This window comes from Coprococcus sp. HCN-4056, assembly GCF_037892645.1.
Lineage (GTDB): Bacteria > Bacillota > Clostridia > Lachnospirales > Lachnospiraceae > Coprococcus > Coprococcus ammoniilyticus.
In genome coordinates, this window is sequence record NZ_JBBKBL010000007.1 from 16191 (window position 1) to 39803 (window position 23613).

The window sequence follows — 23613 nt, forward strand, 5'->3', positions numbered from 1 at the left end:
GTATGCCTGTATAATTCTATATTTCTGCAACTATTATTTACATTTCATTGCCATTTTATCACAACATCCATGCATTTACACAAATAAAATTATCTATTATAAATCGTTTCTCATCACCCAACACTCTTTACAGATAAAAAGAGATCATCCTGTATCTTTTACCGATACAAAACAATCTCTTTTCTCACAGGAATTGTCTTCTGATTCTTTCAATCCTTCTGATCATTCCTGTTCATATTATTTATTACTTATTGTTTTTTGTAGTTGTCGTAGTTTTCTTATCACTGCTTTTTTTGTTCTTTTTTTTATCCTTTTTTCCGGCCGATTGTTTATTTATTTTTTCAGCCTCAACGGTTGTCTGAGTCTGTTCGCCATTCTCATCTACCGTAATAACAGTTGCAGGATTCTTCATATACTTTTTGTATACCTTATACTGTTTATTCCAGTCAGTATACCGGGAATCTTTTTTCTTATTTTCAAATGAATAATGTTTTGAAATATATTTTCCTATCTCTCTTGTTACTTTTCTTGCACCGTAACAGTTCAGATGTTTTCCGCCATCTCTGGTATCTGTTCCCCAGTTGATCTTATTTTTGCCCTTTACCGTATTCAGATCAAGGAATGGGATTCCTAATTTCTTTGCGTACTGGGTCATACCATTATGTTTTTTATAATTCCATGAGCTTGCTGTCGGCATCTCAACAAACATAACTTCAACATTGTTCTCTTTGCAGATATCCAGGAACATCTTAAGAAAAATTCTGGAAGACTTCGGTACCGGTTCAATATCCTTTGTCTCTACCATCTTATCTTCACCTGTATAAGCCATAACCGTTCTGCTCAGATACTGACCCCTTGTACTGGAACGATAAGTATATGATTTTTTCTTAAAGCTATCCTTAAGTGCCAGTGTTTTCCACCTGTCATGATACTTCATGATCGGAATATATTTATAGATCAGGGATTTGACATTTCCCTCTACTCTGGATACCTGTGTCTTACCTTGCCACAACAGATCCACATCCAAAACAACCAGCTTCGGTTTCTGGCAGGTCAGTACTTCCTGAAGGACATTGACTGTCTCTGCAATATTCTGCGCTCCCTCCGCCGCAACATAGGTTGGAATTCCATAGTTCTTCCACATCATCATTGGAGAGTAGGCACTGTATGCGTTACTGTTCCCCATGACAACAACATCCAGCGAATTTCTCGGTTCTCCATAGAAGCCTCTGGCATTCGGATTTGACAAACCACCTTCCGGGTCACTGGTCTTCGGATAGAATACAACCGACAGAACTCCCATCAGTACACAGAAAATGATGAAAAACAGGATACATTTTATTATATTTTTTGTTTTGTCTTTTTTCATATCGTTCACCATCTATCCTAAAATTGTGCGTATATAAAGCCTGCGACTTCATATCCGCTTCCATATGCTCCAAGGATGATCACGGAAAAGATCAGTCCATAATATAATACCCAACGGAATACAATATTCTTTGTTGCAATATCTTCTCTGATATGACGTCCCTGTTCCTGATACAAGCCAACCAACAGCAACACAATTGCTCCAAAAAGCAGTAACAGGAAATCACTCATACCAATCCGGACATCAAACAATTCACCATAACGGATCGGATCCCATGACAGATTCCGGAACATCGATATAAACATCTGTCCGAAGATCTTCAGATCATCTGCACGGAACATCAGCATACCGATATTAACAAAGATAAAGGTTCTCACAACCTGAAGAGCCTTATAGATCTTACCTTCGCGGTTCACATGCATTTTTTCAAATAATTTTCTGAATAATGGTTCTGTCAAAAGTCCGAGGATCATGATCAGACAGTAATAAATACCGTACATAACATACTTCCAGCTTGCTCCATGCCAGATACCGGTTCCAAACCATACTGCAAGCATGGCAATTGAGGTCGGGATCAGGGTTGCAAAGAACGCATTGAACTTCTCTCTTGTCTTCTTGCTCAGCTTCATAAATGCCTTGGATAGAGAGATGGTATAAAATACATAATCCTTAAACCATGCACCAAGTGTCATGTGCCATCTTCTCCAGAACTCGCTGACTGTCTTTGACATAAACGGTCTTGCAAAGTTTTCCGACAGCTCGATGCCAAACATCTGCGCACTACCGCGGACGATATCCATACAACCGGAAAACTCTGCATACAACTGTAAGGTGTACAACAGCATTCCTATGATGACATACAGTCCGTCATACTGATCGTGGAAATTAAAAATCTGATTTACATACATATTTGCACGGTCAGCAATTACGATCTTCTTAAACAGACCCCAGAACACAAGCTGAAGTCCCATTGTTGCATTTTTATAATCAAACGGATGTCCTTCATATACCTGATCTCCCAGCAGATCAAAACGTCCGATCGGGCCTTCCACGATATGTGGGAAGAATACCAGGAACAAAGCAACCTTTCCAAGATTATCGGAGGCTTTGTATTTACCACGGTATACATCTACAATGTAGCTGATCGCCGATAAGGTGTAGAACGAGATACCAAGCGGCAGCATCATATTCTGCATTGGATTGGATATCTTAATATGGAAAATACTTAATATATCACAGAACACCTGTCCGAAGAATACGGAATATTTCAGATATACAAGAATACCAAGATTTAATAATACAATAGATACACAGACACATTTTTTCTGCCATCCGATGATCGACTTGAATTCCTTTTTATTTTCCTTTGGCAAGGCTTTCTTTGCCATACTGAAGCCATCATCAATCTTATTCAGCAGCAGACCGCCAAAATAGATCGACAAGGTACTGAACAATATAAATACAATATATTTTCCGGAATTAATAAAATAGAACAGATAACTGAATATCAGCAGAACCTTCCATTTGTGCTTTAATGGCACGATCGAGTAGAAAAAGAAGGATCCCATCAATATAAATCCCAAATAAGCTATAGATGTATAAGACATTTTTTTCTCCCTATCACTGATACCGAAAATCTACCGGGCAGTCATTTTCTGTACGTATTACAAAAGGCCGTCCGGTTTATTCCCAGTATTTCTTTTTTCCTCAGTCTGTAAACTAATTAATCATCACTGAGTCTCTGGATCATATCATAGATCGTCTGAACTGTTTTGAAGTTCTCTGGAACGATATCTACAGGTGTGATCTCGATATCAAATGCATCATTTAATTCCATAACAAGTGTTACCATTGTGATGGAATCTAAGACGCCATGGCCGATCAGGTCTGTATCATTTTCAAAATCAACACCTGGTTTTACTTCGTTTAAAATCTCTAATAATTCATCCATTTCTTTTTCCTCATTTCTTATAATTTATAGTTATTTTTCAACCACTTACGATCAATTTTTCCATTTTGATTGTGTGGCATACTCTTCACTCTTACAAACTGGTTCGGTTCCATATAATGTGGAACTTTTTTCTTGAATTCCCCAAGCAGGAATGCATCATCCAGTTTCTTACCTTCATATATAAATACGATCTTATCCTCTGCATCATCGTAGATACATGCATAGCTTCGGATACCTTCGATCGCACCGGCAGCCGCTTCGATCTCGCCGAGCTCGATACGATAACCCATATGTTTGATCTGATAATCTTTTCTTGATATATAGACCAGTTCGCCATATTTATTATATTTTACAAGATCACCTGTCTTGTAGATCAGTTCCGGATAATTCGGGTTTAACGGATTCTGGACAAAGGCTTCTTTTGTCTTTTCTTCATTTCCATAATATCCAAGAGCGACAAAGGAACCTCTGGCATATAATTCACCTTCTGCACTGAAGCCTGTCTCCGGATTGATCTCCGGCGAAACCACCTTGCCATCTTCTCCAAGTACAAATACATCACAGTTGTTACATGCATTTCCCATTGGAAGGGGCTCATCGTCACGAAACTTTCTGTTTACCACATAGTAGGTACAAATATCGGTTGTCTCTGTCGGGCCAAACAGGTTTGCATACATGGCATCCGGCAGATTCTCGATCCAGTAATTCAATGGTCTTGTCGGCATAACCTCGCCTGCAAATAACACTTTTTTCAGATCCGGAAGCTTAGCATACTGGAACATCTTATAATTTGCAATGATCGAAAGCGCCGATGGAACCCAGTAGATCGTATTAACCTTTTTCTCATTCAGGAATTCCATGAGCTTGATTGGGAATGAAAAATATGCTTTTGGTATTATATACAATGTTGCGCCATTTTTCAATGTGCTATATAAATCTGAAACAGACATACTAAAATAAAATGGGGTCTGATTTCCAAATATTGTTGTCTCGTTGATATCAAAGGCTTCTGTATACCATGTAATATAAGAAAGAATATTTGCATGTGATATAACCGCACCCTTTGGAACACCTGTCGAACCGGAAGTAAATAATGCATACACCGGATCCGTATCGATCATATTGGCTCTTACCTTTGCCAGACAACTCTGGTCTGCTTCCTGATCCATCTCATCCAGATTGAAAATCTTTGGTGCATAGCCCTTGCCGTCCTCTGTTTCAACATGCAGCTCTTTTGCTTTATCGAGATGCTTATTATCGGTTATGGCAGCCTCCGGTTTCAATGCCTTTAAGATCTTATTCACTCTGTCAACCGGCATCTCCGCATCTATGACCACATAAAAGTTTCCGCTATATACAGCACCCATGAATGCTGCCACACTCTTCGGTTCCTTATCAAGAAGTACAACAACCGGACGATTCTTGCATCCGCCAAGTCCCTGATATAACCATGCTCCAACCTGTTTTGCAGTTTTCTCCAGTTCTTTATAAGTGAGTCCTCCGTTAACATCGGCAACTGCTAATTTGTCTGGATATTTAGCTGCTGAGCCTTCAATAAATTCAAGTACATTCTTCATATCTTTCTTTACCGGAACCTGTCCGGACCTCCTTTATTCCACGATTGCAAATACAAGTGTTACTGTATATTGCCCTTTCTTCTCTTTTACTGAAAAGTCTATGTTCATTTCCTGTGCAATTTTCTCACAGGTCTTAATTCCTATCCTTGTGCTTTCTGCTTCATTTCTGCTTTTGCTTATATGATTACTGATCACCAATGTTACCTTCGTATCCGATGTACTGTACTTAATATCTACCGGTTTGCTGTAATCCGAATATTTTCTTATATTCGTAAATATATTATCAAACAACCGTTTCAGATATGGGGCATCAATCTGTATCTTCGGTGAATTATCCTCCGTCTTAATCTGGAATGTAATTCCTTTTTCTTCTAACAGACACATATATTCACCGATCATCTGTTGGAAAAATTCTTTTGCCGGAAACTTTTCCATCTTCAGTTCATCCGTATGTCCGGAATATACGAAGAAGTAACGGAACAGCTTGTCTGACAGATCTTTTAACTGCCCTGCCTTATCCACGCAGATATCAACGTACTGCTTATACTCTTCTTCCGAATCAAATTGACTTGTTTCCAGAAGATCCAGATACCCATTCAATACCGTAAGCGGTGTCCGGATATCATGTGCCATTGCTGTGACAAGATCCCGGTTCGCCTGCCAGGCTTCTTTTTCTTTGCTCATCTGCTGAATGATCGAATTTCTCATACTGTCAATATTATCCGCCAGCACATAGATCTCATCATTTCCGGATTTTGTGATAGCTGCATTGATATCGTTCTTTTTGATTCTGGATACCTCCCGTGTCAAACGTCTTACACGCTTTACCACACGACCGTTATAGATCATAACAAACATCATAAAGATAAACGAGCACACCAGAAAACCAATTGTCATCCAGAAATAGTAAACTCTTTTCTCTGAGTAATCCACGATACAGACATCATACAGACCATCCTCGAACCGCACAGAATAAAATGCATAATTTCCATACTGAGATGCTAATTCTTCTACATCTGAAGTATCGACCGGATTTGTTTCTTTATATTCTGACTCAGAAGATGCTATATCATTGCCAACATTTTCATTTGTCTTTTCTGTCTGTCTCTTATATTCTTTTTTCTTCCTGTAAATCTCAACCAGCCGTTTGTTTTTAATATTATTCAGCATCTGCTTCTTGTCTTCTTCAGACTCTGCAAGCTTTCTGCCCTTCTTGTTTCCATTTGTTATCTTATTAAAAAAACGCTCCATCGCGGTACGTCTTTTCTGTTTTGTTGAATCATATATTACATTCTCATTCTGATATACAAGAAGATATACACTTCCCTCTTCCTGCTGCCATCTGAGAATAGCATTCATATCTGTTGATTTTACCTTATTATCCCTGACATAATCGGAAAAGCGGTCGATCTTCTCGTCTGTTCGCCGGGCTGTGGCTGTCTCGTCCAGATACTTTTTGTCAATTATATATACTGTAGTTTTCAGCCAAACGAAGAACAAACCGACTGCAAGTAACAGACTTCCTGCAATAACCAGAACCAGCTTCGTATTTAAGGTAAGCTTCTCGTCTGTTCTTTTTTCCCGTCTATTCTTTTGTCTCGTTTCTCTGTCTTTCATTCCGTCTGACCTTTTCAGGCTTTAATCCACCTGATATCCTTTTCCATAAATCGTTCTTATGATCTCAGGCTGTGCCGGATTCTCCTCGATCTTCTGTCGAAGCCTGAGCACATGCACCATGACCGTATTGGACGATGAAGGAAGATATTTTTCCTGCCAGATATTCTCATATAGTTCATCCAGATTCCAGGATCTACCACGATTCTTCACAAGAAAAAACAGCAGTGCAAATTCTTTATCCGTCAGATGGATGACTTCGTCTTCTTTCGTTACCACACGCTTGTATGGATCGATCGATATTGTTCCGACACGAAGTATTCCATCCGCATTATCTTCTCTTCCTTTATAAACATTATAACGTCGGATCAGTGCTTTCACCTTCCGGATCAGCTCACTCTGTTCAAATGGCTTACTTAAGAAATCATCTCCACCGATATCGTATGCCTCATTCTTGTCCGGTTCCTGCGTCTTGGCTGTTAAGAACAGCACCGGAACCGATGAGAATTCCCGGATAGCCGCACAGCTTTCGGTTCCCGACATTCCAGGCATCATAATATCCATAATAACCAGATCAATATCCGAATGTTCTTTCATAATATCGATCGCCATCTGTCCGTTCTCTGCTTCCAATGTTTTATACCCCTGCTTTTTCAGGTAAATACCTACAAGCTTCCGGATATCCTTTTCATCATCTACGATCAGAATCTTCGCTTCCTGTTCGGACAACAATCCCTTTTCCTTCTCTTCATCTATTGTTTTGTTATTTTTTAAAATCATAACCATATCCTCTCTTTTTCTAATATGCCCTGATTTTAACTTTCAATAACCACCCCAACATTATAGCATTTGCATCTATAATTCAAGTATGCGTCAGGTGTTGTTAAGATTTGTTAAGTCAGGTTATACCAGAAAATTACATCCTTTTTGTATCTAAATTTTTAAGATTCTTAAGTTTTTTGTTTAAGCTATCTAAAAAATCCATTCAAAGACGATTCCGTAAAGTTCCCTCAGATAATAAGTTGGCAATAACCACCACGCTGTTTTCCCGCACACCGCCGATGGTTTTATACCTGTATGTTCTGCAATAACAGATGCACGGTATTCATGAAATTCATTTGTTACGATAATAACCTGCGGATCCAGATTCTTCTCCTCTATGATCTTCTTTGAATATAGAAGATTCTCTCGGGTCGAGGTTGACCGGTCTTCCTTATATAAACGGTCCTGTGCAATTCCTTTTTCTGTCAGATACCGGTACATGCACTCCGCTTCGCTGATATTCTCACCTTTTCCCTGTCCACCGGACAGAATACACACAACCTCTTCATGTGTGTTCAGATAATCACATGCCGCATCTAAGCGTTCCGTCAGCATCAGGCTTGGGCGATCGCCATTTACACCACAGCCAAGCACGATCATAACCGTTTCATCCTTCGGAGCGCTCTTCGATGCCCGTACCATGCATATCGTACCTGCTGCCGCAAATCCAACTGCAACTAATACAATCAGCAAAACGATCCCGCATATTACTTTTCCGGCAGTCCGGGTCATCCATTTTTTCACCCGGCGATTCACTCTGTGAAACCATGCTGCATATAAGATCAGGCAGATACCAAGAACAACTCCCGTAAGATTTCCTATGTTTTTAATCCCCTTCGTAACAAATGGATACAGAAATATGAATACTCCTGCAAATCCTGCTATGAATAATACTATTCTAAGCCATAATTTCTTCAATTTTCCCTGCATACCTCCCGTCTTTTTATATAATTCTCCCTTTTCTGGAGTTCACTCCATGTTTATAGCATCCAAATGCATCAAAATGCCATCATCTATATTGCGGAGCGATTAAGATTTATAAATGATCCGGTTACATTATATTTAAACACTATTATATACTGTTTTTAACAAAAAACAGCCATTTCAGGCAACGAATCGCTCCATTTGGAGCAATTCATTATCCAAAATGACTGTATTATACACTGATTTAAAATGATTTCTAATGATTTTAAATCATTTTAAATTATTTCTTATAATTTCTAATGATTATTAATGTTTCAGACATTCCTTAATAGACGCTTCAAAAATATCAAGACCGGCTGCAAGCTGCTCATCTGTCATTACAAGTGGTGCAAGGAAACGGATTACATTGTTGTAGGTTCCTGCACCTTCTACTAACAGACCTTTCTTCGCACAAGTCTGGATCAGGTCAGATGTAAATGCTGCATCCGGTTCTTTTGTTTCCTGATCTTTTACGAATTCGATACCGATCATACCGCCAAGTCCTCTGACATCACCGATAACCGGATATTTCTTCTGCATTTCCAGATAACGCTCTGTTACTTTCTTACCGATCTCACAGGAACGCTCTGCCAGATGATCTCTCTCCATAATCTCGATCGTCTTTAAGGATGCGGCACATGCCAGTGGATTTCCACAATAGGTTCCACCGATCGTTCCTGCCGGAACTGCATCCATAACCTCAGTTCTTGCAATAATGGCTGATAATGGCACGCCGGCTGCGATGGATTTTGCTGTTGCGATGATATCCGGCTCTACACCGGCCTCCTGCCAGTAAACAGAAGCAAACATACGACCGGTTCTGCAGAAACCGCTCTGTACCTCATCTGCGATCAACAGGATACCATTTTCATCACAGATCTTACGGACTGCTTTTACCCATTCGATCGGTGCAGGGATGAAACCACCTTCGCCCTGAAGCGGCTCAACAACGATCGCTGCGATCGTGTCCGCTGCCGCACACTGTTCAAATACATCGTAGATAGATCTGATATAGTAATCAACTGCCTTATTCTCAGGCATTCCTTCCGGATTTCTATAATAATATGGGAACTGTGCACGGAACACACCGGCTGCTAACGGTCCCATATCTTTTGCATATGCTTTCTTGGATGTCATCGCCATTGTAAAATGTGTTCTACCATGGAATGCACCGGAGAATACGATGATATTTGGACGCTTTGTATATGCCTTTGCTACCTTAACTGCATTCTCATCTGCTTCTGCACCACTATTTGCAAAGAATGCTTTCTTGCTGTCGCCCTTTACAGGTGCAATACCGGATAACTTCTCTGCGAGTGCTACATAGCCTTCATGTGTTACGACATTGAACATGCCGTGGAAATATTTATCTGCCTGTGCTTTTACTACTTCAACAACCTCCGGCTGGGAAAATCCGATATTCAATACACCGACACCACCGATCCAGTCCAAGAACTTGTTGCCATCAACATCCTCGATCATAGCGCCTTCACCACGTTCTATAACGACCGGATATCCGCAACGGATCGCATTTGGAACGGCCTGCGCTCTCCTGTCTATGATTGCCTGTGCCTTAGGGCCAGGTAAAGTCTCTGTTATTATTTCCGGTAAATCTGTTCTTAACATATGTATCATCCTCCATCTTCTTAATTCGAACGGCTTTTGTATCTGTGCCGTTCATTTATTTGCTCTTTTGAATTTTCTACAGTATGCCATTCATAAAAACCGATCACCATATCCCGCCAGCACAAAACTCCCGCCCTGATTTGTGCTTATAGCACAATCATATGTTTGACAGGCACATATTTTCTATGGTATTGTTGGGTTATTGTAATTCATAGCACAAATCAGTGGTTTATTATATTAAGCAGCAGCTAATATAAACCTTATATAATTAAGCAAATATTAGGCAATCATGTTCAAACTGCTTCAAATCAATAAGCCACCGCCAAGCCGATACGCGCAGATCATATTTTGATTGAACGGACTTCTTATACATAGACAAATAACAATTATCAAATTCTGCCAAGAAAGGATCTTATATATGGCAATATTATTAAGAGATTTATATAAAGAAACAAAAAGCACCTATGGTCTGGATCTGATCGCAGGGGAAGAAGGACTGGATCATCTGATGAACTGGGTCTATATATCAGAAGATCCCGGTACATTGGAATTCCTGCATGGCGGTGAACTAATCATTACAACCGGCGTTCTATGCGGAAATGAATACTGGTTATATAACTTCATCAAAGGGCTGATCGAGCATAAAACCTGCGGCCTTATTATCAATATCGGCGGACATCTGAACCGTTCCGATATCTCCGACCGTATCCGTATGCTGTGCGATCGGAAGCATTACCCGCTCTTTCTTATGCCATGGGAAACACGGATCTTCGATATCACACACGATTATTACAATCGGATATTTGATGATACCCAGACCAGTCAGGCAATCTCAACAGCCCTTTCGCGCGTGATCCTTCACCCAAATGACAAAGCTCTGATGGAAATCAGCCTGCCTGTCTTATATGAACATGGTTTTCAGGCGGATGCACAATACCATCTCGTATATATATCAGATCTGCGTGATACAGCATCCATGAAACCAACCGCTGCACAGACAAATACCTCTATCCAGCAGTCTGAGCATTCCACCATCTCATCCGGTTATGCAAATACCGCCGGAAGTTTTCTTCAGAATCTGTTGACACGTCTGGTCAGAATCTATAATCTGCCATATACATTTGTCAACGGCACCGACTATACTCTGCTGATCAGCCCCGCACGGTCAAATGAACGGCTTGAACAGGAGCTTACACGGCTTCTGTATTATATGGGAGAATCTGCCGGAACAACTTCCATGTATATCGGAATCAGTGCGCCAACCAAAGATCTGATTGGATTAAGTCAGGCATTTTTACAGGGACAGTGCGCCGCCCTGATGGCACAAAAAAAGAACAGTAGCCTGTTCTTCTTCGATGATATGGGATTCTATAAGCTTCTTTTATCTGTAAGTGATATGGATGTTCTTAGAGAATATGTAAACGATACCCTGGGATCCATCATTACATACGATGAGCAGCACCATACGAATTATCTGGAAACACTCTATCAGTATCTGCTCTGTGATGGCAGTATACAAAAAATTGCCGGTGCCCTGTTCTGTCACAGGAACACCGTCAATTATCGTGTCCGTATATTAAGGGAGGACTTACATCTTGCTTTAGATGATCCGTCCACTCGTTTTGAACTGATGACCGCATTTCAAGTTCATAGTTATCTGGATTTGTTTCCCTGAATCTGCTGCAACACATTTTAATATCATGTACATCATATATCCGGTCATTAATTGGCCTGTTATTTTCTGCGTCTGACCGCCAGTAATTCTTTCCATGCCGGCGGATAGAACAACAAGAGCAATGGGAACAGCTCCAGTCTTCCGGCAAGCATATCGAACATCAACACATATTTGGAAAATGTACCATATACATTAAAATTCTTCGTTGGTCCTACCAGCTCCAGTCCCGGTCCGATGTTATTGATCGTTGCCGCAACCGCAGTAAAGTTTGATGTCATATCTTTTCCCTCAAAGGAGATCAGCAGTACGGATGTTGTAAACAGGATGATAAATGTTATAAAATATACATTTACCGCACGTACCACTTCATGCTCTACCGGCTTGCCGTCCATTTTGATCTTCTTGATACTTTTTGGATGCAGATAGGAATTCAACTCTTTTATCACACTTTTTACCACGATGATAAATCGGGATACCTTGATACCACCACCGGTACTGCCTGCACATGCACCAATGAACATCAGAATAACCAGTATCGTCCTACATGTCTGGTTCCACAGGTCAAAATCCACACTGGAGAATCCGGTTGTTGTTATGATCGAAGCGACCTGGAACGATGCATGACGGAGTACTGTCCAGAATCCATCCATTGTATGAATCAGATTCAATACAAGAACTGCGATCGCCGCCACAATAATGAGGAAATAGGTTCGCACCTCATCCATCTTCAATGCCTTTTTGATATTGCCAAATAAAATCAGATAGTATGCATTAAAATTCACACCGAATAAGATCATAAAGATCGTTACCACCCACTGCAGATATGGCGAAAAGCTGGCAAAGCTATCATTCTTTGTTCCGAATCCACCTGTACCCGCTGTTCCGAATCCGGTACAGAATGCATGGAATACCGGCATTTTCCCAGCTATTAACAAGATGATCTCTATAGCCGTTAATACAATGTAGATAACATATAATATTCGCGCCGTATACTTGATCTTCGGTACAAGCTTACCAACAGAAGGTCCCGGGCTCTCTGCTTTCATCAGATTGATATTTGATCCGCCACTAAGCGGCAATACCGCAAGCAGAAACACCAGCACACCCATGCCACCGATCCAGTGTGTAAAGCTTCGCCAGAACAACGTCGTCCGGGATAATGCTTCCACATCGTTTAAGATACTGGCTCCTGTGGTTGTAAAACCGGAGATCGTCTCAAATAACGCATCTGTGAAAGATGGGATATCTCCTGATATGCACATTGGAAGTGCACCAAATATACTCAGTGCTATCCAACTCAATGCTGTAGCGATACAACCCTCTTTCAGATAGAATACATTTACTTTAGGTTTATGTTTTACAATGATGGCTCCAATCAGCATACAGATAACTGCCATCACCAGATAATCAATTCCTTCACTTTCCTGATAAATCAACGAAACCAGACATGGCAGAAGAAGCATAACCCCCTCCAGCATGACCACATGTCCGACTACGTATAAAATCATTGACCGATTCATAGCTTCCTATTTTCCCTTTTACAAAAATACTCATTACTTATACCAGAATATCCCTGATATCATTAAATCCTGTATGGGTCGTTACTACCATAGCGGTATCCCCGACTTCGATCGTATCATGACCGGATGGTGTAATGATCGTACCGTTTCGATTGATAAACGCGATCAGAACATCCTTCTTTAACTTCAGATCCATCAGTGGCTTACCCGTTACCTCGGATGCTTCATCCACACGGAACTCGATCGCCTCTACCCGGAAATCAAACATATGATATAACGTCTGCACACAGCTGTTCATGGAACGTGTATTTGATTTCGCACGAACATAAGCAGTAATAGTCTCCGCTGTAATAAAACTCGGATAAAATACACTTCCAAGGTTCAGATTATTAATTATTTCCTTGAAATTACTACGGTTGATCTTCGTGATGGTCTTTGCATCCGAAACATGTCTGGCATGCAGTGTCAGGAGGATATTTTCCTCGTCAATCCCAGTTAAAGCAACAAAGGATTCTGCATTGCTTAAGCCTTCTTCCTTTAATACATCCTGATCGGTTCCGTCTGCATTGATAATAACTGCTTTCGGAAGCAGAATACTGAGTCGCTCACAACGATCCTTCTCTTTCTCAATGATCTTTACATTGATTCCCATATTGATCAACTGACTTGCAAGATAATATGCAACGTCACCACCGCCGACGATCATCGCATCACTGACACGATTTGTCTTGAATCCGATAAAATCAAGAAATGCACGGCTCATCGGACGGGATCCTACAAACGAAAGAACATCTCCTGCATGCAGTTTAAAATGACCGGATGGAATATAGACTTCTCCATCTCTTTCAACCGCACAAATCAGAATATTGATATTCTTCGCTCGATCCATAAGCTGCTGACCAAGATGTGCCACAGACAGTCCGTCTAACATATTATGCTCCGGAATCTTGATCTTCGTCATCTCTGCCTGACCATGTGCAAAGGAATTGATCTCCAAAGCTGTCGGCATATAAAGTACACGCGCAACCTCCGTTGCTGTTTCAAGCTCCGGATTGATGACCATGGTAAGTCCCAGACTCTTTTTCAGATATTTTATCTCCTTGCTGTAGTCCGGATTTCTGACACGCGCTACCGTTGCGCAGTCACGTCCCTGTTTTGCGATCGTACAACAAAGCAGGTTCAGCTCGTCAGAATTTGTTACTGCGATCACAAGATCGGCATTCTCCACACCGGCTTCCATCAGCACACTGTAGCTTGCACCATTTCCGCAGATTCCCATAACGTCATACTGATTGACGTTCATCTCAACCTTATCCGCATTTTTATCAATGACTGTTATATCATGCCCTTCCTTGCATAACTGTCTGGTCAGTGCCGTTCCGACCTTACCGCATCCTATGATCAATATATTAAGACCCGTTTTCTTCGCGCCTCGTTGCTTAAACATCACTTACCTCCACCGACTTCGGCTATATATTATACATATCTTTTGTGCATAAAACGCTCACTTTATTATAGCGTCAATCTCGATTGTAACATTTTTTTTCTATATGTACAGTGATATTTGAAAATTTTATTTAAAGTTTAGTTTGATTCTGTGCTATACTCCTGTCTGGAGGATTTAATATGTTGTTTTCTTTATTTATTAATTTTTTCAAAATCGGATTATTTACATTTGGAGGCGGTTATGCGATGATCGCACAGATCCGGGAAGAAGTAGTTGCAAAACGAAACTGGCTCACGGAAGACGAACTGATCGAAGTGATTGCGATCGCTGAATCAACGCCCGGGCCGTTGGCGATCAACCTCGCTACTTTTGTCGGTTATAAACAAAGAGGCTTCCGCGGAAGTCTGGCAGCCACCCTCGGTGTCTGTATCCCATCCGTTATTATTATATTTGTCATTTCTCTGTTTTTTGATGCTTTCATTGCAAATAAATATGTAGCATATGCCTTCGTTGGCATTAAATGTGCTGTTGCTTTTCTGATCCTTACAACCGGAATCAGCATGATGAAAACACTCGACCGAAAAAAAATACCGGTTCTTGTATTTGTAGTTACTTTTATAATCATGGTGATCGGAGAACTGCTTTCCAAATCCGTGAATGCAATTCTTCTGATCCTCGCAGGCGGCATCATCGGAATTTTTTGTACCTCTTTTAAAAGAATCCGAAAGGAGGATGCAGACAAATGATATATCTGACATTGTTTATTGAATTCTTTAAAGTAGGACTGTTCAGCTTCGGAGGCGGCTTCGGCATGATACCGCTGATCCAGGATGCTGTCATCCGCCATAACTGGATGAGTGAAGATGCCTTTTACAATTTCATCGGTGTCTGCGAATCTACACCGGGTCCGATCGCAGTCAACATGGCGACCTATGTCGGATCGACGCAGGCAGGACTTCCAGGCGGTATCGTCGCTACTCTCGGTGTCATCACGCCGTCCTTTTTTATTATATTATTAATTGCCGCAGTTATAAAAAATCTGACGAAAAATACCTACGTGCAGGGCTTCCTGTATGGCATCAAACCGGTTATCCTGGCCCTGATCCTTGCAACCGGAATCAACATGCTGTTAAAGTCTACCGGGTATGTCAGCTTATCCGAATATGATGTGAATATCCCTGCTATCATCATTCTGTGCCTGCTTGCAGGAATCTATTTCTTCATCCGGCGCAAATGGAAGCAGAAGCTGTCAGCGATCTCCCTGATCCTGCTTTCCGCGGTTCTGGGGATCGTGGTATCCGTGATCGCCGAACACATCAGATAAAAAGTCACCTGATACAATGCAAAGTATCAGGTGACTTCATATTTTTCATTGGCAGTCATAATTATCCTTTTATATCAGATTGCTCTGCCTTTTATTTTCGATAGGATGGAGCAAGCGCGTATGCCGGAACATACTCCTCTGCTGCCACACTGTTCATAGCAAATGCCCGCACCAGAAACGTACCGATGGTTTTTGATGCATTCCGAATATAGCGTGCATCCGTTTCATTATCTCCGGCCTCCGTCATATACAGTGCATGGTTTTTCTTCAGATACTCGACCGCTTCCTCCACGGAATGAACCATTTCACCGATCCGGCTCGTTTCTTCCTGTTCTACATGTCCATGTCCAAATAAAAACTTCTGAAATCCACTTTCATATGCAACATGTTCAGAAAAACCGCCTTCAAAAATGGAGTTATGCGCATATGTGAAGAAATCCTCCACATAATGAAGTACATATCCGAGTTTCAGGAAAGAATATCTGCTGTTCTTCCCCTTTTCTTCCAGCTTCTGTATCCGGTTGACTGTATTATCAAATGAACTTTTCCAGGTATGCTTCTTAATATAGGTATGAACCAATATATCCGGCAGAATACTGCCTAACAATAACCACTTCCTTTTGTTCTGTGGAACCTGTTCTATGATTTCTCTGGTTACAAATAAATGACTTCTTTTTTTCATATCAGTCTCCTTCCCACTTTTAACTCGGCACAACTTTTTCCGTTGTTCCTATCTATATTTTACCGCAGGAAGTATGAAATACAAGCCATTTCACAGAATTTTCTTGAAATTAGAAAAATTTTCTAACAATTTTTACACTAACCAAGACATCTTACACAGAGATAACATACCTGACTATCATCCGTATAGTCTTCCGCAGCCAGGATCTCCATCATTGTATCCTTATACTCTTCGCCATATTTTCTCCTGTATATGATGCTGTATGACTTTCCGGTGCCATTGATATTCTTTTTTAGATTTTGAAGTGAAGTCTTCTGCAAAAATGCCTGTCTGTCATCCGGATACAATTCATCTGAATTTGCAAATGTCGCAAACCAGTCTGAAAGCTTTGCCGAAAACACACTGTTCTTTAAGCTTTCTCTGTCAATACTTACAATCTGATATGAATTCTGTGTAAGATTAATGATAAGTACTTTAGTATATAGCTTTGTAAGTGCATTATGTGCAGCCTGCAATTTTCTCCGGTCTTCTCCCTTTTTACTGTAGTATTCTGCCTTACAGGCATACATTCTCTCATCCGCCTGCTCTGCAAGTTCCTCAAAATTCTCCCACTGCCTTTCGCACTTCTCCGCATATCCCAGAGACACAGATACATCTGATACTTTCTTTCCGGACCATTTGTTCATCCGTTCCTTAAAATCATCTATAATCTTTTTGAGTCTTCTGCTATCTGCAAACACAATTGCTGCGAACTCATCACCGCCAAATCTGTATACCCGTCCATATCCGTTAAAGCTCTTCATCATGCACTCCACAGCTCCCTGAAGCAATTCATCGCCTGCCGCATGCCCCTGATGATCATTTACCTTTTTCAATCCATTGACATCCATGGATATATATACCATATCCGGTGATTTCCAGTATTCTTCCACATTCTCCTGATATGCTTTCCGGTTAAAACACCCTGTCAGTTCATCTGTATAGGCACTGCGCCTTACCCTGTCAAGCTTTGTAAACATACTTGCGAGTGCTTTCGCAGCAATTATGAAATACACGATCATAATCACCATTATGATAACATCTGTCTTTATATTCGAAAGTAAATTGCAGGTAACCACAACGATATAGTCATCTGTCCGGTCGAAAGCGCACCGGCTCACAATACCATCTATGTTCCTGTAGCATATTGCAGGGACATCTGCCTGTTCAGTAACCTTATCACGGGATATACCGACATCATTCAGCGTTTTACCAACCATTGCTGCTTTTGTACTTCCAAGGATTTTGCCATCTCCACTATCCGCAACAAATATATTGATGCCTGTATACATCGGCATATTGGAAATAACTGCTGATATCTGATTCTGATTCATCTCATCAATCAGGCGCTTCGGTTCTATTCCTACCTGGATCATCTTTGTTCCGGCATTATTCCAGGTTATTGCATACATCATGCTTCGCCCCTCAGATGTATTTGGCATAACATCCTGGCACATTGTCAGATCTTTATCCTGAAGCATGGGGGTAAAATATGCCATTTGCTCTCCCGAATCAAAACTGTATCCATAATACTTTGGAATAGTTCCTCCGTAAATAACTCCATTCTCATCAAATAAATGGATCTCATCTACAGACATAAATGCTGCAATCTTTTTCAACTCATTAAGATCATTTTCAACCTCCGGTTTTGCATCCAATATATAGGCAACTGCATTGACACGAACCTTATAATCCTCTTTTAAGGATTCCAGCATTTCTTTCTCCCGGCTGTCATTTTTTTCAATTACTTCCATCGTCTGGTTCATCAGCATCTGAGATGTTCTTTTGTAATCCTGTAAATTAACAACATATAATATGACGATTTCTAAAATCAATGCTAAAAAAACAGCTACATTAATCGTCATTGTCATCTGTCTGGTATTTTTATTCCTTTGAAAAAAGATTTTCTTCTTCAGTTTTCTTCCCCCTTTGCCTCCCCATATTTATATCATATATAAAATCGCTGTCTTACATACCTTCCGGCATCTCGGTCTCATAAAAGCCCCGTCCATTTCTGGTGCCCATTCGGATCGTCATGCCGAGATCCTCATAGACACTGGTGCACTCATAGTCAATCGGCTCTGTCGTTCTGACAAGCCTCTCCAGCTCTTCTGCAGCCGCCATATATTCGTCACCATCAAAGCCACCGATTGCCGGTCCTGACGCCCCATAATATAAAGTCAGATAGATCACCTTACCATCCTTATCTTCTGCCGCGATCGTATAGTCCAGTAACTCCTCATTATTCTCGGTTGTCTCCTTATCGCCAAATAATGTAACGATCTGACCAATGAACAGGCCATGATATTCTGCAAGTGCTTCGTCCTCATATACATTTAACAACAAATAACTGCCTGCCAGGTCCACATCATCATTTACTCTATAAAATGTATAATTCTCGCACGAATATCTCGCTTTCTCTGTCCCATCTGTCTTTTCTGTTGTGCTGTCTTTTTTCTGTGTATTCATATGATCTGAACTTCCCCCCGCTTCTTTTTCTGATGCTGCTTCTGTCTTCTCCGCTGTCGCATCTACTTCTATTGTCCGGTAATTCTCAGTTGTTCCATCCATACTGTATTCGGATGTAGCTACCCATTCTCCATAATCTGTCGTGATACCTTCATCGGCACACCCTGTCATCATAAGCACTCCAACTGCCCCTAATAATAAAATCGTCTTTTTCATATCCGGTGTCTCCCCATATATTTATTTTACCCCTGTAAACCTATCAGATCTAGTTTATATATCGTTCGCTCTAACTTCATCTGATCCAGAAACATTTTTTTCAACTTTTCCAACCTTATTATACCCAATTTTTGCAACTTTTCCAACTTTTACCATACAACAAAAGGACGGCCGTTTTCACGACCGTCCTCTTATATCTGTCAATTTTATTTATAATCATTCTCCAGCCCGTCTGCATCAAAGTAATTGATCTTCATAGCAGAACGTACATCATGAAGAGTTGCTGCTGCTTTCTTCTGTGCAGCCTCGCTTCCTGCCTTTAAGATGTCAAGAACATCCGGAATACGGCTCTCCCACATCTTACGACGTTCACGGATCGGTGTAAGCTCTGACTGTAATACATTGTTCAGGAACTTCTTCACCTTAACATCACCAAGACCACCACGACTGTAATGCTCCTTCAGTTCATCCAGATTCTTATAATCCGGCAGGAACTGTTCAAAATGCTCCGGACGACAGAACGCATCCAGATATGTAAATACGGAATTTCCCTCGATCTGTCCCGGATCCTCTACACGGATATGATTTGGATCTGTATACATGGACATAACCTTCTTCTTTACTTCATCTGCTTCATCGGAAAGATAGATGCAGTTTCCAAGAGATTTGCTCATCTTTGCTTTTCCATCGATACCCGGAAGTCTGAGACACGCTTTGTTAGACGGTAATACGATCTCAGGATCTGTCAGAGTTTCGCCATATACGGAATTGAATTTGTGAACGATCTCCTTGCACTGTTCCAGCATAGGAAGCTGATCTTCACCAACCGGCACTTCTGTTGCACGGAAAGCCGTGATATCTGCTGCCTGACTGATCGGATAGCAGAAGAATCCAACCGGGATACTTGCTTCAAAATTACGCATCTTGATCTCGGATTTTACAGTAGGATTTCTCTGTACACGAGATACTGTAACGAGATTCATATAATAGAAAGATAATTCTGTCAGCTCTGGAACCATGGACTGAATGAAGATCGTTGATTTCTCAGGATCGATCCCACATGCCAGATAATCAAGTGCAACCTGGATAATGTTCTGTCTCACCTTCTCCGGATGCTCGGCATTATCTGTAAGTGCCTGTGCATCTGCGATCATTATATATATCTCGTCATAGTTTCCTGAATTCTGAAGCTTTACACGCTCAGAAAGGGAACCAACATAATGTCCAACGTGAAGTCGTCCTGTAGGGCGGTCACCGGTTAAAATAATTCTACTCATCTTAAAAAGTCTCCTTCATTTCTTCGTTCGATAATCCTGCCCCCAATTATACCGCGAGATACTGTCATCGTCAAGGAAACCCTACTGTTCACTGATGATCTTTCTGCCACTGAAATAGGTGATCAGGAAATATCCGCCATAGATCACAACCAGAACAACAACGGTCATAAGCATGGCTGCTCCCATGTCATCGGTTCCCATCAGTGAAAGAATCTGTCTGCTGAATTTTAAACCAAATATTGAATGAATGACTGCCAGTGCAAGCGGGAACAGGAAGAACAGACCCATCTGTGCAAATAACGCATGGTTGATCATCTTCTGATCCACACCCAACTTTCGAAGCATCTTATATCGTTCCACATTATCGGTGCTTTCTGACAATTCCTTTAATGCAAGGATCGCTGCACCGGAGATCAGGAAGATCATTCCAATATATAAGCCGATAAAGGATGCGATCGCGCCAAGTCCGATACTGGCAGCTTTTACATTTTCTTTCGTATTCAGACTCAGCCTGACATCCGGGTCATCATCCAGATTGATATGTTCATTTCTCGCCATGATCTTATCCGTATCGGTCGTATTATAGATTGCAAGCAAGCTTTCAGAGATCGGAGTTACTCCTGTAAGCACCCCATCCGGCACAATAATGATACCAGTATTAATCGCCTGCGTAGAAATCTGGACATCACCAGCCTGACATTTGCTCATTCCCGGCTTCAGTTCATAACCATTTACCTGAATCGTCGTACCAGCCTGCAATGACATATCTCTGTATTTCACCATCTGCTTGTAATTTGCCACAACTCCGTATTCATCATCTTTGATCGACACAGTTTCAAAACCACACAGCTTTGCCACACGATTATAATCGGACACTGTCATGACATTTTCCATAACATCCATCATACCATACACCGGCTGGTCACCAAGGAACTCACCCTTTGCCTGCTCACTGAACGTATCCCCGTATGTGAAATCCGGCAATGAGTATATATACACATCTTCATAGGCTGAAAACATAGACGGCAAATCAATTCCATATTCCTTATATATATCGCAAATATCGCGTTTATCCCATGTCGGATCATAATAAGCATCCTCATCCGCACCCTTACCGGCTTCAACATCATAATCGGAGCTTCTTACCTGTCTGGTAATATTTACATCAACGGTAGCATACCTTCTTAAACCCTCATTCAAACCATTTCGGATCGTAAGCGCCGAAGTCAGCACGCAGATCGTAACAAATAACATAATACAAATGATCGAGATTGACAGTACATTTGTATTTACACGACTGCTCATCTGACGGATGACAAATGAATTCAGCCCTTTATAATAAACACGTTTCATGGAAGAAACTAACCGGAACAACATACCGGAAATCGACCAGAAAAACAAAAATGTGCAGACACATCCAAGCCCGATACAGAAATAGATATCTTTCATATAGAGCTCTGTTGTATTTGAATTGATCTGGTAATATGCATATCCAAGTCCTGCTACGGAAAGGAGAAATACGAATACCGATATCCACGGATTTTTCATCTTAACAGTCTCTGATCTTCTGCCTCTCTGGAACAGGTCGATCAATTTGCAGCGTCCGATCGCGATCGTATTAAACAGGATCACAACCACATAGATGATAGCAAAATAGAAACAGGTCTTTACAAATGCAGAACTTGAAAATACAAAATTATAAGAAGACATATCCGCTTCAAACATATTTGCAACTAACAGACTGGTAAGCTGGGAAATTCCGATACCGGAAAGAAGCCCAACGCCAAGTGAAACCAGACCGATGATCAGTGTCTCGATAAACAGCATCTTTGACACCTTCCATTTGCCCATTCCAAGCAGTAGATACAATCCAAATTCTTTGTTACGCCGTTTCATCAGGAATCGGCTGGCATATATGATCAGGAAACCAAGCACAAATGCAATGAATACGCTGACACCGGAAATGATATTTGCCATCAGTTCTACAATTCCTCTGGTATCTTTGGAGATCTTCATCATCGCCGTCTGTGTCTCGATCGCATTAAAAATATAGAAGATCGCTACGCCAAGAACTAAAGTGAAGAAATAGATTGCATAGTCCTTCAGGCTTTTCTTCATATTACTAAGGGATAACTTAAAGAGCGTCATTTAAGTCACCTCCAAGCAAAGTTACGACATCTATGATCTTGTTGAAGAATTCTTTTCGGCTGTCTGCTCCACGGCGAAGCTCATGGAATATTTTACCGTCCTTGATGAACAGGATACGACCGGCATAACTTGCGGTAAAGGAATCATGTGTTACCATCAGGATCGTAGCTGACAGTTCTTCATTCAGATGTTTCAGACTTTCAAGCAACAGCTTTGCGGATTTGGAATCCAGTGCTCCGGTCGGTTCATCGGCAAGAATCAGCTTCGGGTTCGTAATGATCGCTCTCGCAGATGCCACTCTCTGTTTCTGTCCCCCGGACATCTGATATGGATATTTATTCAGAACTTCTTCGATTGCAAGCTCCTTTGCGATCTTCTTTATCTTTTCGTCAATCTTCTTCGCAGGCGTGTTCTGTATCGATAACGCCAGTGCAATGTTCTCATATGCTGTCAGTGTATCTAACAGGTTGAAATCCTGAAAGATAAATCCCAGTTCTTCCCGGCGGAAGCGGTTCAACTGGTTGCCGCGAAGCTTTGTGATATCATCTCTTCCTACATAGATATGACCGCTGCTGACACGGTCTATGGTGGAAATGCAGTTAAGCAGTGTCGTCTTTCCACTTCCGGATGCTCCCATGATCGCAACGTACTCACCTTTTTCTACACTAAATGAAATGTTATCAATGGCTTTTGTAATGTTGGATTTGTTGCCGTAATACTTTTCGATATTCTCAATCTTTAAAATTGTTTCCACTTTTATCTCTCCTTGCTATCCGGTGTGTGACTAAATCGTTCAGGTAACACTTACATGTTTTTTGTGACCATTGTTCCACCAGTGAGCATCCCGTAAAATCACGTTTGCCTTTCCTCATGTTCTGCCATCCTATCTGCACA

General features: G+C 41.1%; 19 protein-coding genes. 3 read left to right on the top strand and 16 right to left on the bottom strand.

Annotated elements, in window-relative coordinates:
• Window positions 1-244 precede the first annotated feature (244 nt).
• From WKT03_RS11305 to WKT03_RS11340, 8 genes are all read right to left on the bottom strand, one after another.
• Window positions 245-1369, bottom strand: coding sequence for an SGNH/GDSL hydrolase family protein (locus WKT03_RS11305; protein ID WP_340392106.1), 1125 nt, complete (start codon window positions 1367-1369; stop codon window positions 245-247).
• A 17-nt stretch (window positions 1370-1386) separates the two neighbouring features.
• Window positions 1387-2976 (bottom strand): MBOAT family O-acyltransferase, encoded by a 1590-nt coding sequence (locus WKT03_RS11310; RefSeq protein WP_340392108.1) that lies wholly within the window; start codon window positions 2974-2976, stop codon window positions 1387-1389.
• 116 nt (window positions 2977-3092) lie between these two features.
• Complete coding sequence (locus tag WKT03_RS11315; protein WP_021943190.1) at window positions 3093-3320, bottom strand: acyl carrier protein; 228 nt, start codon at window positions 3318-3320, stop codon at window positions 3093-3095.
• A 17-nt stretch (window positions 3321-3337) separates the two neighbouring features.
• Window positions 3338-4897, bottom strand: a complete 1560-nt coding sequence (locus WKT03_RS11320) for an AMP-binding protein (RefSeq protein WP_117785776.1) — start codon at window positions 4895-4897, stop codon at window positions 3338-3340.
• Between the two features lie 33 nt (window positions 4898-4930).
• Complete coding sequence (locus tag WKT03_RS11325; RefSeq protein WP_117785775.1) at window positions 4931-6514, bottom strand: HAMP domain-containing sensor histidine kinase; 1584 nt, start codon at window positions 6512-6514, stop codon at window positions 4931-4933.
• 21 nt (window positions 6515-6535) lie between these two features.
• Window positions 6536-7291 (bottom strand): response regulator transcription factor, encoded by a 756-nt coding sequence (locus WKT03_RS11330; RefSeq protein ID WP_226801107.1) that lies wholly within the window; start codon window positions 7289-7291, stop codon window positions 6536-6538.
• 192 nt (window positions 7292-7483) lie between these two features.
• Entirely contained in the window at window positions 7484-8251 is a 768-nt protein-coding gene (locus WKT03_RS11335) for a YdcF family protein (RefSeq protein WP_340392113.1), read from the bottom strand.
• Window positions 8252-8563: 312 nt separating this feature from the next.
• Window positions 8564-9922 carry an aspartate aminotransferase family protein gene (locus WKT03_RS11340; RefSeq protein ID WP_340392114.1) on the bottom strand — a complete coding sequence of 453 codons (1359 nt, stop codon included), beginning with the start codon at window positions 9920-9922 and terminating at the stop codon, window positions 8564-8566.
• A gap of 418 nt (window positions 9923-10340) precedes the next feature.
• On the opposite strand from WKT03_RS11340, the gene WKT03_RS11345 reads away from it, so the two are divergent.
• On the top strand, window positions 10341-11597 hold the full coding sequence (locus WKT03_RS11345; protein WP_340392116.1) for a PucR family transcriptional regulator: 1257 nt from the start codon (window positions 10341-10343) through the stop codon (window positions 11595-11597).
• Window positions 11598-11656: 59 nt separating this feature from the next.
• Here WKT03_RS11345 and WKT03_RS11350 read toward each other — a convergent pair whose 3' ends face one another.
• Both WKT03_RS11350 and trkA read right to left on the bottom strand, forming a co-directional pair.
• The gene (locus WKT03_RS11350; RefSeq protein ID WP_340392119.1) at window positions 11657-13117 is read right to left on the bottom strand and encodes a TrkH family potassium uptake protein; all 1461 of its coding nucleotides are present in this window, start codon (window positions 13115-13117) and stop codon (window positions 11657-11659) included.
• A gap of 37 nt (window positions 13118-13154) precedes the next feature.
• Window positions 13155-14564: a Trk system potassium transporter TrkA gene (trkA, locus tag WKT03_RS11355; protein ID WP_021943181.1), complete on the bottom strand. Its 1410-nt coding sequence runs from the start codon at window positions 14562-14564 to the stop codon at window positions 13155-13157.
• Between the two features lie 179 nt (window positions 14565-14743).
• On the opposite strand from trkA, the gene WKT03_RS11360 reads away from it, so the two are divergent.
• Window positions 14744-15310 (top strand): chromate transporter, encoded by a 567-nt coding sequence (locus tag WKT03_RS11360; RefSeq protein WP_008402150.1) that lies wholly within the window; start codon window positions 14744-14746, stop codon window positions 15308-15310.
• Complete coding sequence (locus tag WKT03_RS11365; protein WP_008402149.1) at window positions 15307-15888, top strand: chromate transporter; 582 nt, start codon at window positions 15307-15309, stop codon at window positions 15886-15888. Before WKT03_RS11360 ends, WKT03_RS11365 begins: the two co-directional genes overlap by 4 nt.
• Before the next feature lie 91 nt (window positions 15889-15979).
• Here the strand turns inward: WKT03_RS11365 and WKT03_RS11370 are convergent, their stop codons facing one another.
• The 6 genes from WKT03_RS11370 to WKT03_RS11395 form a co-directional block, all read right to left on the bottom strand.
• On the bottom strand, window positions 15980-16570 hold the full coding sequence (locus tag WKT03_RS11370; protein ID WP_117808262.1) for a zinc dependent phospholipase C family protein: 591 nt from the start codon (window positions 16568-16570) through the stop codon (window positions 15980-15982).
• 137 nt (window positions 16571-16707) lie between these two features.
• Window positions 16708-18381 (bottom strand): GGDEF domain-containing protein, encoded by a 1674-nt coding sequence (locus WKT03_RS11375; RefSeq protein ID WP_340392123.1) that lies wholly within the window; start codon window positions 18379-18381, stop codon window positions 16708-16710.
• 196 nt (window positions 18382-18577) lie between these two features.
• Window positions 18578-19294 (bottom strand): hypothetical protein, encoded by a 717-nt coding sequence (locus WKT03_RS11380; RefSeq protein ID WP_173788808.1) that lies wholly within the window; start codon window positions 19292-19294, stop codon window positions 18578-18580.
• Between the two features lie 206 nt (window positions 19295-19500).
• Window positions 19501-20571, bottom strand: a complete 1071-nt coding sequence (gene trpS / locus WKT03_RS11385; protein WP_021943426.1) for a tryptophan--tRNA ligase — start codon at window positions 20569-20571, stop codon at window positions 19501-19503.
• 81 nt (window positions 20572-20652) lie between these two features.
• Window positions 20653-22719 (bottom strand): ABC transporter permease, encoded by a 2067-nt coding sequence (locus WKT03_RS11390; RefSeq protein WP_340392127.1) that lies wholly within the window; start codon window positions 22717-22719, stop codon window positions 20653-20655.
• Window positions 22706-23473: an ABC transporter ATP-binding protein gene (locus WKT03_RS11395; RefSeq protein WP_021943424.1), complete on the bottom strand. Its 768-nt coding sequence runs from the start codon at window positions 23471-23473 to the stop codon at window positions 22706-22708. Before WKT03_RS11395 ends, WKT03_RS11390 begins: the two co-directional genes overlap by 14 nt.
• Window positions 23474-23613: the final 140 nt, after the last annotated feature.